This is a genomic window from Arthrobacter sp. 2RAF22 (assembly GCF_052115325.1).
In the GTDB taxonomy this organism is placed as follows: domain Bacteria; phylum Actinomycetota; class Actinomycetes; order Actinomycetales; family Micrococcaceae; genus Arthrobacter.
This window is the reverse complement of sequence record NZ_JBFRGL010000001.1, coordinates 694,142-707,667: the sequence shown is the minus strand read 5'-3', so window position 1 is coordinate 707,667 and position 13,526 is coordinate 694,142. Positions and strand designations below refer to the sequence as shown.

Annotated in this window: 10 protein-coding genes; 6 read left to right on the top strand and 4 right to left on the bottom strand. The window is 65.6% G+C overall.

Going from position 1 to position 13,526, the window contains the following annotated elements:
* Positions 1-90 precede the first annotated feature (90 nt).
* The 3 genes from AB4068_RS03250 to menD all read left to right on the top strand — a co-directional run bounded on the left by AB4068_RS03250 (position 91) and on the right by menD (position 5,191).
* Positions 91-1,080 carry an o-succinylbenzoate synthase gene (locus tag AB4068_RS03250; protein ID WP_441432640.1) on the top strand — a complete coding sequence of 330 codons (990 nt, stop codon included), beginning with the start codon at positions 91-93 and terminating at the stop codon, positions 1,078-1,080.
* Positions 1,081-1,189: 109 nt separating this feature from the next.
* Complete coding sequence (locus AB4068_RS03245; RefSeq protein ID WP_441432639.1) at positions 1,190-3,274, top strand: PhoX family protein; 2,085 nt, start codon at positions 1,190-1,192, stop codon at positions 3,272-3,274.
* Between the two features lie 207 nt (positions 3,275-3,481).
* Positions 3,482-5,191 (top strand): 2-succinyl-5-enolpyruvyl-6-hydroxy-3-cyclohexene-1-carboxylic-acid synthase, encoded by a 1,710-nt coding sequence (gene menD / locus AB4068_RS03240; RefSeq protein WP_441432638.1) that lies wholly within the window; start codon positions 3,482-3,484, stop codon positions 5,189-5,191.
* 109 nt (positions 5,192-5,300) lie between these two features.
* Here menD and AB4068_RS03235 read toward each other — a convergent pair whose 3' ends face one another.
* The 4 genes from AB4068_RS03235 to AB4068_RS03220 all read right to left on the bottom strand — a co-directional run bounded on the left by AB4068_RS03235 (position 5,301) and on the right by AB4068_RS03220 (position 9,650).
* The gene (locus AB4068_RS03235; RefSeq protein ID WP_059387233.1) at positions 5,301-6,077 is read right to left on the bottom strand and encodes an amino acid ABC transporter ATP-binding protein; all 777 of its coding nucleotides are present in this window, start codon (positions 6,075-6,077) and stop codon (positions 5,301-5,303) included.
* Complete coding sequence (locus tag AB4068_RS03230) at positions 6,074-7,048, bottom strand: amino acid ABC transporter permease (RefSeq protein ID WP_059387234.1); 975 nt, start codon at positions 7,046-7,048, stop codon at positions 6,074-6,076. The genes AB4068_RS03235 and AB4068_RS03230 overlap by 4 nt, the downstream gene beginning before the upstream one ends.
* Before the next feature lie 35 nt (positions 7,049-7,083).
* A complete protein-coding gene (locus AB4068_RS03225) occupies positions 7,084-8,037 on the bottom strand; it encodes an ABC transporter substrate-binding protein (protein ID WP_059387235.1) in 954 nt (317 codons plus the stop codon).
* 200 nt (positions 8,038-8,237) lie between these two features.
* Positions 8,238-9,650 carry an isochorismate synthase gene (locus AB4068_RS03220; RefSeq protein WP_441432637.1) on the bottom strand — a complete coding sequence of 471 codons (1,413 nt, stop codon included), beginning with the start codon at positions 9,648-9,650 and terminating at the stop codon, positions 8,238-8,240.
* A 128-nt stretch (positions 9,651-9,778) separates the two neighbouring features.
* Between AB4068_RS03220 and AB4068_RS03215 the strand changes: the two genes are divergently transcribed.
* The 3 genes from AB4068_RS03215 to AB4068_RS03205 are packed head-to-tail and all read left to right on the top strand — an operon-like array spanning position 9,779 to position 13,088.
* Positions 9,779-10,555, top strand: a complete 777-nt coding sequence (locus AB4068_RS03215) for a demethylmenaquinone methyltransferase (RefSeq protein WP_084784263.1) — start codon at positions 9,779-9,781, stop codon at positions 10,553-10,555.
* Between the two features lie 22 nt (positions 10,556-10,577).
* Positions 10,578-11,975, top strand: a complete 1,398-nt coding sequence (locus AB4068_RS03210; RefSeq protein WP_441432636.1) for a geranylgeranyl reductase family protein — start codon at positions 10,578-10,580, stop codon at positions 11,973-11,975.
* Positions 11,976-11,984: 9 nt separating this feature from the next.
* Complete coding sequence (locus AB4068_RS03205; protein ID WP_059387239.1) at positions 11,985-13,088, top strand: polyprenyl synthetase family protein; 1,104 nt, start codon at positions 11,985-11,987, stop codon at positions 13,086-13,088.
* Positions 13,089-13,526 lie beyond the last annotated feature (438 nt).

Here is a 13,526-nt window from a genome sequence, read left to right as displayed (position 1 = left end):
GGGCCCCACGACGCCGGGCGGCAACCCGGCGTAGCCGGCTCGCCCCGCCCTAGGAACCGACCCGGCGCCGCCCCACGCTACAGTGAAACCATGCCTCCGTTCCCCACCCTCGACGAGCTCCTTGCCACCGCAAAAGTGGTCAGCCTGCCGATGCGGGTCACGTTCCGGGGCATCACCGAGCGCGAGACCCTCCTGTTCCGCGGACCGGCCGGATGGGGCGAATTTTGTCCGTTCCCTGAGTACGGCGACGCCGAGGCCGCGCGCTGGCTCGCCGCCGCCGTCGAAGCCGCATGGCAGGGTTTTCCGCCGCCGCTGAGGGACACCATTCCCGTCAACGCGACCGTCCCCGCCGTGCCGGCCGCCCGGGTGCCAGAGGTCCTGGAGCGCTTCGGCCGCGTGGACGCCGTCAAGGTCAAGGTCGCCGAGCGCGGACAGGAACTGGCCGACGACGTCGCGCGCGTCACCGCAGTCCGCGACGCCCTGCCGGACGCCGCGATCCGGGTGGACGCAAACGCAGGCTGGGACGTGCCGCAGGCGGTGGAGGCACTTGGGCGGCTATCCGCCGTCGGGCTCGAGTACGCCGAGCAGCCCGTGCCGCAGATCGAGGGCCTTGCCGAAGTCCGCCGGCGGCTCGTGCAGCAGGGCACCCCCGTGCTCATCGCCGCCGACGAATCCGTGCGCAAGGAAGACGATCCCCTCAAGGTGGCCCGCGCGGGCGCGGCGGACCTGATCGTGGTCAAGGTGGCGCCGCTCGGGGGAGTGCGGCGCGCGCTGGACATCGTGGCGCAAGCCGGGCTTCCCGCCGTCGTGAGCTCGGCGCTGGACACCTCGGTGGGGATCCGCGCGGGGCTCGCGCTCGCGGCCGCGCTGCCGGAACTGCCGTACGCGTGCGGGCTGGGGACCGTGCGGCTGTTCGCCTCGGACATCACGCAGGATCCGTTGGTGCCCGACGACGGCGCGATCCGGGTCCGCGAAGCCGTCGCCGACGAGGGGCTGCTGGAGCGGTATGCGGCTCCCGCTGAACGTCGCGAGTGGTGGCTGGACCGGCTCCGTCGCGTGCACGCACTCCTTGAGGCATAGATTGCTGGGAAAAGTCTGGGAATTCACCGGAACTTAACCGGAGCGTCCTCTCGGATTCCGATAGCGCTGTAAGGGTTGGGAAATCACTCAATCCCCGGAGGTATTTCCCATGTCTGAATCAACCAAGCGCAAGTTCGACTTGCTCCCCATGCTCGGCCATACGAAGGGCAAGCGCAGCCCCGTGACGTGCGCCCTGAAGTGCGACAACGCCTGCTCGGGCGAGGTGTGCAATACGAGTTCCAACGCCTACTTCCGCGACATCGCTTCCGCAGCCGTGTCCCGCCGCGCCGCCCTGGGCTTCGGCGCCGTCGGTGCGCTCGCCGTCGTGCTGGGCGGCAGCCTTTCCGGAAACGTTCCCGGCGGCGTTGGCCTGTCTGGGGCTGCAAAGACGGGTTTCGACAAGGCCAAGCTCAAGTTCGCGCCGATCAAGCCGGTCGACTACACCGTGGACGCGTTCACCGTCCCGGATGGATTCGCGTGGCAGCCGATCATCCGTTGGGGCGATCCGCTCTTCGCAGACTCGCCGGCCTTCGAGCTGAACGGCCAGACCGCGGCAGCGCAGGCCCGACAGTTCGGCTACAACAACGACTACACGGACATCCTGCCCATCCCGGATTCCAAGGACCGCCGTGCCGTGCTCTTCACCAACCACGAGTACACCAACGAGAACATCATGTTCCCGGCAACTTTGGCGGCCGCGGAGGCGCGCGCGATCGGGCGTGCCGCACACGGGCTCACGGTTGTGGAACTTGAGYGCAAGAACAAGAACAAGCCGTGGAATTACGTCAAGGGTGCGCCGCTCAACCGCCGCTTCCTGACCGACACCACCTACGAACTCACCGGCCCCGCCGCTGGCACGGACTTGGTGAAGACCATCGACGATCCCTCAGGCCGGAAGATCAAAGGCACCCTCGGCAACTGCTCCGGAGGCACCACTCCCTGGGGCACCATCCTCTCCGGCGAGGAAAACTTCAACGGCTACTTCGTGGCTCCCGGCACCTCGGCGGGCGACAAGCGCTACGGCCTCTCCAACAAGGCAACGGCCCGTAAGTGGGAGCTGGATGAGCCGCGTTTCAACACCAACAACGCCGGCTACGCCAACGAGTCCAACCGCTTTGGCTGGATTGTTGAAGTCGACCCGTTCGACCCCTCCTCCACACCCAAGAAGCACTCCGCCATGGGCCGCTTCAAGCACGAGGGCGCCAACGTGATAGTTGCCGACTCGGGCCACGTGGTGGCGTACATGGGCGACGACGAGCGCTTCGACTACCTCTACAAGTTCGTCTCCAAGGGCAAGTACATGCCCGGCGACTCGGCCGCGGCACGCCGGAGCAACATGGACCTTCTTTCCGAGGGCGACCTCTACGTTGCCAAGTTCACCGGCGACTCTCCGGCGTCGGAGATTACCGGCAACGGCGCGCTTCCCTCCGACGGCGCCTTCGACGGTTCCGGCGAGTGGCTTCCCTTGGTGGTCGACGGCGTCTCCGCAGTTCCGGGCATGTCCGTCCCCGAGGTACTCGTCTACACACGCCTGGCCGCGGACAAGGTCGGCCCCACCAAGATGGACCGCTGCGAAGACGTCGAACCCAACCTGGCCACCGGCAAGGTCTACGTGGTCTGCACGAACAACTCGGACCGCGGCAAGCCTGGCAAGGAAGGCGCCACCGAGGTCAACCCGCTCAGGCTCAACCGGGACGGCCACATCGTGGAGATCACCGAAACCGGCGACCAGACGTCTACGCGCTTCAATTGGACGCTCCTGATGGTTTGTGGAGACCCCGCCAAGAACTCCTCGACCTACTTCTCCGGCTTCCCGGTCGACAAGGTCTCGCCCATTTCCTGCCCGGACAACGTCGCTTTCGATTCGGCAGGCTACATGTGGATCGCCACTGACGGCGCGCCGTCGTCGATCGGGTACGCGGACGGCCTCTTCAAGGTCACGCTGGATGGCAGCGAACGCGGCAAGGTTGAGCAGTTCCTCGCCGTGCCGCGCGACGCCGAGACGTGCGGACCGATCGTGCACGACGACGAGCGGACCGTCTTCGTCGCCGTGCAGCACCCGGGTGAGGAAGGGACGTTCGACGCCCCCCACTCCTTCTTCCCGGATTACGTGGGCGCCGGAGCCGCCCCGGCCGCCGGCCAGGTCCGCGCCCCGCGACCGTCGGTCGTGCAGGTGTTCCGCAAGGACGGCTAGCCCTTCCCTTGCCCGACGCCTTCCCGACCAACGCACCGGCTGACGCCCGCTCACGTATGTGGGTCTTTCGGCCGACGCTCGCTCACCTATGTGGGTCTTTCGGCCGACGCTCGCTCACTCTCTTCAAGGGAGTGAGCGAGCGTTTGGGGTTTTGGCCCTATAGGTGAGCGAGCGTCGGGAGGGAGGCGCCGCTAATAGACTGGTGCGGTGACTTCGCAAGGCTCCCTGAGCTCCCTCGCCGCTGCCCGTATCGCCGTCAAGGCGTTGCTCGACGGCGGTGTGCGGCACGTGGTTATCTCTCCCGGTTCGCGCTCGGCACCCATGGCTTACGCACTCGCCGAGGCCGAAGCGGCCGGGAATGTCCGCCTCCTGGTGAGGATCGACGAACGTTCGGCCGGTTTCACGGCACTGGGTTTGGCCCTGTCGACGGGAGCCCCGGCGGCCGTCCTGACCACCTCGGGCACCGCCGTCGGGAATCTTTTGCCTGCGGTCATGGAAGCCAACCACGCCGCCGTGCCCCTCGTAGTCCTTTCGGCCGACCGCCCGGCCGAGCTCCACGGCACCGGCGCCAACCAGACCACCATCCAACTCGACCTCTTCGGCGACCACGTTCGCTTCGCCGTCGACATCGCCGCGGGCAGCAACCCGAAGCGGGCCGTCGAGACCGCCATCTACGCGGCCACCGGCGCCCTCGCGGACACGCCGCCCGGCCCAGTGCAGCTCAACCTGGCTTTCCGCGAGCCGCTGGTTCCCGAACCGGGCGAGGCGCTGCCCGCCACCAAGGGCCACGGAGTTTTCCACTACGATTCCGGTCCCCAACCATTGAGCATGCCCCCCGCTCCCGCTGAACTGACCGAGCGGCGGACGGTGGTTTTGGCAGGGCACGACGCCGGTCCGGTCGCCGAGGCGTTCGCCCGTGCCCACGGCCTTCCCTTGCTCGCCGAGCCCTCCTCCAACGCGCGCTTCGGTCCCAACGCGGTCGGCCCGTATCGCCTCATGCTGGACAACTTCGGGCCCGGATCTGCTCTGCCGATCGAGCGGGTGGTAGTCTTCGGGCGGCCTACGCTGTCCCGGCCCGTCGCCGCCCTCCTGGCCCGCAACGACCTCCCCGCCGCCATGTACGAGCCCGTTCCGGTGGCCTGGTATGAACACGGCCGGCGTCGCGAGGAACGCTTCGATTCCCTGGCTGAACTGGCAGGGTTCGCCGGCCGCGGCTCTGATGATTGGCTCGACGCCTGGCTCCTGGCCGGGGCTGCGGCCCAACACACGCTCGACGGCGTCCTCGAGGCCGAGCTGGCGGCCAGTGGACCCGCCGTGGGAGCCGTCGTCTGGAAACACGCGCGCGGGCAGCTGGTCCTGGGCTCCTCCAACGGCATCCGCGACGTCGACCTCGCCGGACAGCCCGACCCCGAGCCCCTCGCCACGGTGTTCGCGAACCGCGGCCTCGCCGGCATTGACGGAACTATCTCCACGGCTACGGGAATCGCCCTCGGAGCGGGCCGCGAAACCACCCTCCTCCTGGGAGACGTCACCTTCCTGCACGACGCCGGCGGCCTCCTCCTCGGAGCCGGCGAACCCGGGCCGGACCTGCGCATCGTGGTCCTCAACGACGCCGGCGGGGGCATCTTCGGTCTCCTTGAGCACGGCAAGGTGGAGGACGACGGCGGTTACGGCACCGCCGTCGAGCGCCTCTTCGGCACCCCGCACAGCGTGGACATTTCAGCGCTCGCCTCGGCGTACGGCGTCGGGCACACTTTGGTGCGTACGACGGCGGAGCTCGCCGCAGTGCTTGCCTCGCCTTTGAAGGGGCGCAGCATCGTGGAAGTACGCACGGACCGGTCTGGGTTGCGTCCCTTGCACGCGCGCATCAAGGCCGCGGTCGCCGCGGCAGTGTCCCAGGTGCTGCTCGGGGCGTAGATGTTCGGCCCTGGCGACGCGCAATCTGGCTGACGACACGGAAATGCCCTGACGCGGCTGGATTTCCAGCCGCGTCAGGGCATTTGCGCGTCGCACGTCGCAGCAGGAACTACAGCACGCGGCTGAGGAATTCCTTGGTGCGGGCGTGTTGGGGGTTGGCGATGATTTCGCGCGGGTCACCGGATTCCACCACCACACCTCCGTCCATGAAGGTCAGGCGGTCGCCGACTTCGCGGGCAAAGCCGATCTCGTGGGTCACCACGATCATGGTCATGCCGGACTTGGCCAGGTCCTTCATCACGTTGAGCACGTCGCCCACGAGCTCGGGGTCAAGGGCGGACGTCGGCTCGTCGAAGAGCATCAGTTCCGGTTCCATGGCCAGGGCCCGGGCGATCGCGACGCGTTGCTGCTGGCCGCCGGAAAGCTGAGCAGGGTAGTGGTTGGCTCGATCAGCCAGGCCCACCCGGTCCAACAATTCGAGGGCGGCCTTCTTGGCATCACTCTTGGATTTGCCCTTGACCTGCACGGGCGCTTCCATCACGTTGTACAACGCGGTCTTGTGGGGGAACAGGTTGAAGCGCTGGAAGACCATGCCGATTTCCCGGCGTTGCGCGGCGATTTCCTTGACCTTCAGGTCGTGGAGGCGGCCGTTGACTTCGCGGTAGCCGATCAGCTGGTCGCCAACGGAAATGCGGCCGGCGCTGATGGTTTCGAGGAGGTTCACGCAGCGGAGCATCGTGGACTTGCCCGAACCGGACGGGCCGATGACAACGGACACTTCGCCCTGGTTGACCGTCAGGTCGATGCCGCGGAGCACATGGTGTTGGCCGTAGTACTTGTGGAGGCCTTCGATCCGCACCAGCGGTTTCTGGGTGGTGATCGTCATTTTGCGTCCTCCTCGGGGAAGTCCATCTTTAAGGACGGCTCAGCTTCGGCGCTCGGTGCCACTGCGGCAGCGGCCTTGGCGGCTGCCGGGTTGATGACGGCCGGGGCCAGGTTGGTGTCCACGCCCTTGCCGTAGTAGGCCTCGATGTAGTGCTGGCCGACCATGAGGAGGCTGGTGATGACCAAGTACCAGATGGCTGCCACGATCAGCAGCGGCACCGGAAGGTAGATCCGGTTGGCCAGGGCGTTGGTCGCGAAGGTCAGGTCCAGGGTGAACGGGACTGCCAGGACCAGGGAGGTGGTCTTGAGCATGCCGATGGTTTCGTTGCCGGTGGGCGGGACGATGATGCGCATTGCCTGGGGCAGGATGATCCGCCACATGATCTTGCCGTTGCCCATGCCCAGGGCTTCGGCGGCTTCGGTCTGTCCCTTGTCCACTGACTTCAGGCCGGCCCGGAAGATCTCCGCCAGATAGGCGGATTCGTTCAGGCCTAGCCCCAGGATCGCCGCAACAAGAGCCGTAATGACGGTGCTCGTGTCCACGCTGAACAGTTCGGGGCCAAACGGCACCCCTGCGCTGATCTTGGGGTAGAGGACGGCGATCAGGCCCCAGAAGACCAACTGGGTGTAGACCGGGGTGCCGCGGAAGAACCAGACCCAGACCCAGCTCGTGTAGCGCAGGACGGGGTTGTCGGACTGGCGCATCACGGCCAGCAGGATGGCCAGGACAATGGCAATGACCATCGAAGCTACGGTCAGGAGAAGCGTCCAGCCAACACCCTGGACGACCTTCACGTCCAGGATGTAGGTGCCCACAACGTCCCAACGGAAGTTGTGGTTCGTGATCACGCTCTGCACCATAAGTGCTAGTACGCCAACGATGACGATGGCGCTGATCCAACGGCCAGGGTGCCTGACAGGCACCGCGTCGTTCAGCACTGGTGCTGCGTGGCCTGGTTGATGATGATCCATCTGTGCACCTGATTTGTTATCGGTGGCGGGAATACTCAAGACTTGACCGCCGGGTTGACCTCGGACTTGGTGATGGCGCCTTCGGCGTTGCCCCAGCCGGTGAGGATCTTCTTGTAGGAACCGTCAGACATGAGCTTGGTCAGGGTCTTCTGGATGACATCGGCGAGGGCGGTGTCCGACTTGGCAACAGCGATGCCCTGGGGAGCGGCGTCGTACACATCGCCGAGCTTCTCAAGCTGTCCGTTGGTCTGCGTCAGGGCGTAACCGATGATGGGGGAGTCGGCTGCCATCGCGTCGATGCTGCCGTTGACGAGACGGGTGGTGACGTCGGTCTGGTTCTTGAGTGTCACGATGTTGATGGGCTGCTTGCCGTCAGCTGCGCACTTCTTGTTGCGGCCGGAGAGGTCCGGGTCTTCCTGGACCGTGCCGGTCTGCACGCCGATGGACTTGCCGCAGACGTCATCCAGGGAGAACTTCTTCGGGTTGCCCTTCTGCACGGCCCACGCGGTGCCGGCGTTGAAGTAGCTGACCATATTAACGGCGCCGAGACGCTCAGGGTTGATGGTGAAGGACGAGATGCCCAGATCGTACTTGGGGCCGAGGGCGGGGAGGATGCCCGTGAATTCGGCGGTCTGCACCTGGACCTTCAAACCAAGGGTGGCGCCGATCGCCTTGGCGATGTCGACGTCGTAACCAACCGGGGTCTGGCCGTCGGTTCCGAGGAATTCCGCAGGAGCGTAGGTCGTGTCCGAGCCGACGGTCAGCGTGCCCTTGGACTTGATGGCCGCGGGGACCAGCGCAGCGAGGGTGTCGTCCTTGGTGATGGTGCTGGGGTCAAAGCTTGCATTGGCACTGCCGGAAGGCGAGGCGGCGCTCGACGGGCCGGCCTCTGAGGCGTTGGTGCAGGCAGTCAGTGCCAAGGCGCCGATTGCGATGATGGTTGCAGCCTTGAGCGTCGAACTGACCGGGAGCGAACGGAATTTCTGCATTTTCTTACCTTTTTTTGCAGTGGATGCGAAACTAATCGGTTCATAGTGTAGCGCCGAACATGAGATGTGCGTCACAGAAAACTAAGTTTTACTATTGGATAACCTACCAAGTAAAAAATCAAGACCCCCAACGTGGCTATTGTCTCGCACCCCAGACAGTTGGGAGGGTAGGTTTCGAACGGAATCCTCGGGTTTGAGGCTTAGTTGCTAATCCCCAGCGACTCGAGCATCGGCCGGAATTTGGCCCAGGTCTCGGCCAGCTCGGCGTCGGGAACGGAGCCTTCCACGATCCCGCAGCCCGCATAGAGGCGCACGGTGGTAGGACTCTCGATGATCGCGCCGCGCAGTGCGATGCCCCACTCGCCGTTCCCCGCGGCGTCGAGCCATCCGACCGGACCGGCGTACGGCCCGCGATCCATGTGCTCAAGCTCCCGGATCAGTTCCCCGGCAACCAGAGTAGGTGTGCCACACACGGCAGCCGTGGGGTGGAGGGCGTTGATCAGCGCAAGGCACGTAGGGACATGTCCCTCGATATCGGCGAGCTCGGCCTTCACGTCCGATGCCAAGTGCCACACATTGGGCAGTTCCAGGATGAACGGTTCGCTGTGGGCGTTCATTGCCTCGGAGAAGGGCGCGAGCTGGGTGGTCAGTGACTGGATGGCGATCTCGTGCTCGTGCCGTTGTTTCTCCGAACCGGCCAGCACGCGTTCGGCGTATTCCATGGGGGAGCCGTCCACGCCCTCGGCGTCGCGACGGTCCAGCGTCCCGGCCAAGACCCGCGCCTGTGCTGTGCGGCCCTCCACCTGGATGAGCATTTCCGGCGTCGCGCCCACCAAGCCGTCGACGCCGTAGGTCCAGCATTCGCGGTAACGGCTGGCCAGCTGCTGGAGCACTTTGGCGGCGTTGACGCCGTCGGGCAGCGTCGCCACGACGTCCCGCGCGAGAACCAGCTTCTCCAGCTTTCCGGTGCGGATTTTCGCCACGCCCTCGGCCACGGCCTGCTTCCAGGCGGCCTCGCTCAGTGAACCGCTCTCCAGCGTCACCTTCCCGTCGCCCAACTGACTCGCAGTTGTTGTCGTTTTGGGCCCGCTAAACGACAACAACTGCGAGCTAGTTGGGTGCCCGACGCCGGAGCCTCCTGCCGCCGTAAGCTCACCGGCCGCTGACTCGCGGGTCCCTGACTCGCCGCTGAGCCAACCCGCGAGGGTCGCGAGCGCTCCCGCCTCGGTGAGTTCGACGTCGTCGAGCGTCAGCTGCGTGAGCCAGGACTGCCCATCCCGGATACCGACAACGATTTCAGGAAGGATCAAGCGGGACTCAAAGTCGGACGTCTTGGAGAAGGCAAAGGAGCCAAAGGCCACTGGGCCGGTGCCGGGGAGCTCAAGGGGATCCGTGACGTCGGCCTCGATGACGAGGTGGCGCCACCAGATGTCGGCCTCGAGGAAGCGATCGGGCCCGGAAGCGGTGAAGCGCGCGAGTTCGCCAAAGCCCACCAGTCCGTTCTCTCGGCGGGACCAGCACAGGACATCGTCCCGGACCAGAAATGACGGCAGTCCCCCGGAGGATGAATCAACATCGAGGGGGACTGTCAAGGTGCGGAGCGTACTCGTCATGATGGAACAACATTACTCCCGCGCGCAACGGTAGCCGCGCTTGCCGGAACGGGAACCCGGCGCGCGAACCGGGCCCGGACCGGAGTGCCCCGAAAGTTCTTCCCATATTTGTCTGAGACAATTGCAGGGTGAACCGAGCATCCTTGGAAAAGCGTCCGGACGAAGTTGCGACGATGTTTGACGATGTCGCCCCCAAATACGATGTCGTCAACGATGTCCTGTCCATGGGGCAGACCCGGCGTTGGCGCCGCGTCGTCGTGGATGCGATGGATGTTCGGGTAGGCCAAAAGGTCCTGGATCTGGCTGCCGGTACCGGTACGTCCAGCGAACCGTACGCGGACGCCGGAGTGGACGTCGTGGCCTGCGACTTCTCCCTGGGGATGCTGAAGGTCGGCAAGCGCCGCCGTCCGGACATCAACTTCGTTGCCGGGGACGCCACCAAGCTGCCCTTCGCGGACAACTCCTTCGACGCGTGCACCATTTCCTTCGGCCTGCGCAACGTCAACGAACCACACAAGGCCCTCGCGGAGATGTTCCGTGTCACCAAGCCGGGCGGCCGCCTGGTTATCGCCGAATTCTCCGCCCCGGTCGTGCCCCTTTGGCGGACCATGTACACCGAATACCTCATGCGCGCACTGCCTGCCATCGCCACCAAGGTCTCCTCCAACCCGGACGCCTACGTGTACCTCGCCGAGTCCATCCGCGCCTGGCCGGACCAGGACCACCTGGCCGCGTGGCTGCAGGAAGCCGGCTGGACCGACGTCAACTACCGCAACCTGAGCGGCGGCATCGTAGCGGTGCACCGCGCCCAGAAGCCCGGAGCCGAACACCGGGAAAGCGTTCCCGTGGCCAAGCTGCGCCGCCAGATCAAGCCGCGCCGCCAAGCCGGCGATCAGTCCCGCTAACCGGCCTATTAACAAGGACGCTGTGAACGTACTGATAGTCGGCGCAGGGCCAGCCGGGTCCACCGCCGCGTACTACCTTGCCCGGGCGGGCATTTCCGTGACCGTGCTGGAAAAGACCAGCTTCCCGCGTGAGAAAGTCTGCGGCGACGGCCTCACTCCGCGCGCCGTACGCGAAATCCAGAAGCTCGGCCTCCCGCATGCCGAGGACGAGGGGTGGCGCCGCAACAAGGGGCTCAGGCTCATCGCCGGCGGCCGCACCATTGAATTGCCGTGGCCCGAGGTCGCCGACTTTCCCGCCTACGGACTCATCCGCACGCGCCTCGGATTCGACGAGGAACTGGCCCGGCACGCCCAGTCGGCCGGCGCCGTCGTCCTTGAACGCCACAGCGTCACCGAAGCACTGCGCGACGACGCCGGGCGGGTGATCGGCGCGCGCGCCGCGCTGCTCGACGAGTCCGGACGCAAGACGGGCGAAACGCGCGACTTCCATGCCGACGTCGTGCTCGCCGCCGACGGCAACTCGACCCGCACCGCGGTTTCGCTCGGCATGCACAAACGCGACGACCGTCCGCTCGGCGTCGCCGTCCGCACCTACTTCACCTCGCCCCGACACGACGACGACTGGATGGAAGGCTGGCTGGAGCTCCATTCGCCGGCTTCCCACGCCTCGCAAGCTCGGCGCGGTACCCGCGCCGGCTCTCTTGGCAAGTCCGGAAAGCCGCTGCCCGGTTACGGCTGGGTTTTCGGCGTCGGTGACGGCACGTCCAACGTCGGCCTTGGCATCCTGAACTCCTCCAAAGAATTCGGCAAGCTCGACTACAAGCAGGTCCTGCGCGAATGGACCGCCGGCATGCCGTCCGAGTGGGGTTTCACGCCCGAAAACCAAGTGGGGGAGATCCGCGGCGCCGCGCTGCCGATGGGCTTCAACCGCACGCCGCACTACTCGCCGGGGCTCATGCTCCTGGGCGACGCCGGCGGCATGGTTTCACCATTCAACGGCGAGGGCATTTCCTACGCCATGGAGTCCGCCCGCTTTGCGGCCGAGTTTCTTGTTGATGCGTCCGTCCGCTCGCGTTCGGCCGGATGGACGGTCGACGACGCCGACGCGCACCTTTCGCGGTACGCGGACTACGTGCGGGACCAATGGGGTTCACACTTCACCCTGGGCCGTGTCTTTGCCGCCCTCATTGGCAAGCCCGCCGTCATGAAACTCGCACTACGGACCGGCATGCCCATTCCGGTGCTGATGCGCTTTGTGGTCAGGATGCTCGCCAACCTCACGGATCCGTCCGCCAAGGGCTTCGAGGACCGCGCCATCCGCGTCCTCGAGATGCTGGTCCCGGCCACCTCCAACACCACGTCCACCGCCGCTCCCACCCGTACCGGCACCGAATCAACGCTTTCCTCCGCGAAAAGTTAGGGTTAACCCGTGACTCACTCTGCCGAACACAGCTGGACGCACGCCGGGCACGGCCTGCCGGACGCTGTCGAACCCGCTCCCACCACCACCGCGATCGCCACTGGCCTGCAGCTTCCTGCCGGTTTTGCGGCTATCGCCAAGGACGTGGAGCTGGGTCCTGCCATCACCACCAACCTTGCCCGCGTGGAAAAGAAGCTCCGCGAAGCAATCGCCAACTCGGATCCCCTGGCTGACGCAACGTCGCGTCACCTGGTGGAAGCCGGCGGCAAGCGCATCCGCCCGCTTTTGACTCTCCTGTGTGCCCACCTCGGTGACGCCTCCCGTCCGGAAGTGGTCCAGGCCGCCGTCGTGGTTGAACTGACCCACCTCGCCACCCTCTATCACGACGACGTGATGGACTCCGCGCCCTACCGCCGCGGTGCCCCCACGGCGCACGAAGTCTGGGGCAACTCGGTAGCCATCCTCACGGGTGACCTGATCTTTGCCCGCGCCTCGATCCTGGTGTCAGAGCTCGGTTCGCGTGCCCTGGGGATCCAGGCCCGCACCTTCGAACGCTTGTGCCTCGGGCAACTGCACGAAACCGTGGGCCCACGCGAAGGCGAGGACGCGGTGGAGCACTACCTCTCCGTCATCGCCGACAAGACCGGTTCCCTGGTTGCCGCCTCGGGCCAGCTGGGTGCCATCTTTGCCGGCGCCGACGAAGCCTTCGAAGACGTGCTCGTGGAGTACGGCGAGAAGGTCGGCGTGGCCTTCCAACTAGCCGATGACGTCATCGACGTGACCGGCGTCAAGGTTAAGTCCGGCAAGTCTCCGGGCACAGACCTCCGGGAAGGCGTTCCCACGCTGCCCGTCCTCCTGCTCCGCAAGGCCGCCGACAACGGTGACCACTCCGCCGTCGAACTCTTGAAGCTGGTTGACGGCGACCTGTCCTCCGATGAAGCCCTGGCCCTGGCCGTCGCGGGGCTCCGCGAGCATCCCGTCACTGCTGAATCCTGGGTGATTGCGCGCCAGTGGTCCGCTGAAGCCATCGAAGCCTTGAAGCCGTTGCCCGAAGGCGTGGTCAAGGAGTCGCTGACCAACTTCGCACACGCTGTGGTGGAGCGCGCCAGCTGAGTCTTGGCGGCGTGGGCAGCCCTGCAGAGGGTGCCGTCGTTCTCGCCCCTTTTCCTTCGTCGCAGACCCAACTGACTCGCAGTTGTTGTCGTTTTGAGCCGTTATAACGACAACAACTGCGAGCTAGTTGGGTGGGGCGCGCGGGGGCTGGGCTTAAATGCAATGGCCCCGGTTCCTTGCAACGCTACGAGTCACGCGCTGCAACGAACCGGGACCATAATCTCCGTTCGCATCAGATCCACCGGAGGCATTTAGTGAATCCGGTTACAGCATATGACAACTTTGTCACGGGTGCAACTTTCCCGGTCAAAGGGATTTTCGGAGTTTTCGGGGAATTCTGCGCGCCGTCCTGACCTTCTTTGAATTCAACATGGCCCCGACACGCCTGAGAAGGGGTGTGTCCGGCAGTTTATGGACCCAAAGAAGGTCAGGAAGGGC

Bases quoted from the DNA above. Each gene is read 5' to 3' on its own strand.
- AB4068_RS03220 (WP_441432637.1), bottom strand. From the start codon at position 9,650: ATGACGAGTACGCTCCGCACCTTGACAGTCCCCCTCGATGTTGATTCA.
- AB4068_RS03250 (WP_441432640.1), top strand. From the start codon at position 91: ATGCCTCCGTTCCCCACCCTCGACGAGCTCCTTGCCACCGCAAAAGTG.
- AB4068_RS03235 (WP_059387233.1), bottom strand. From the start codon at position 6,077: ATGACGATCACCACCCAGAAACCGCTGGTGCGGATCGAAGGCCTCCAC.
- AB4068_RS03225 (WP_059387235.1), bottom strand. From the start codon at position 8,037: ATGCAGAAATTCCGTTCGCTCCCGGTCAGTTCGACGCTCAAGGCTGCA.
- AB4068_RS03230 (WP_059387234.1), bottom strand. From the start codon at position 7,048: ATGGATCATCATCAACCAGGCCACGCAGCACCAGTGCTGAACGACGCG.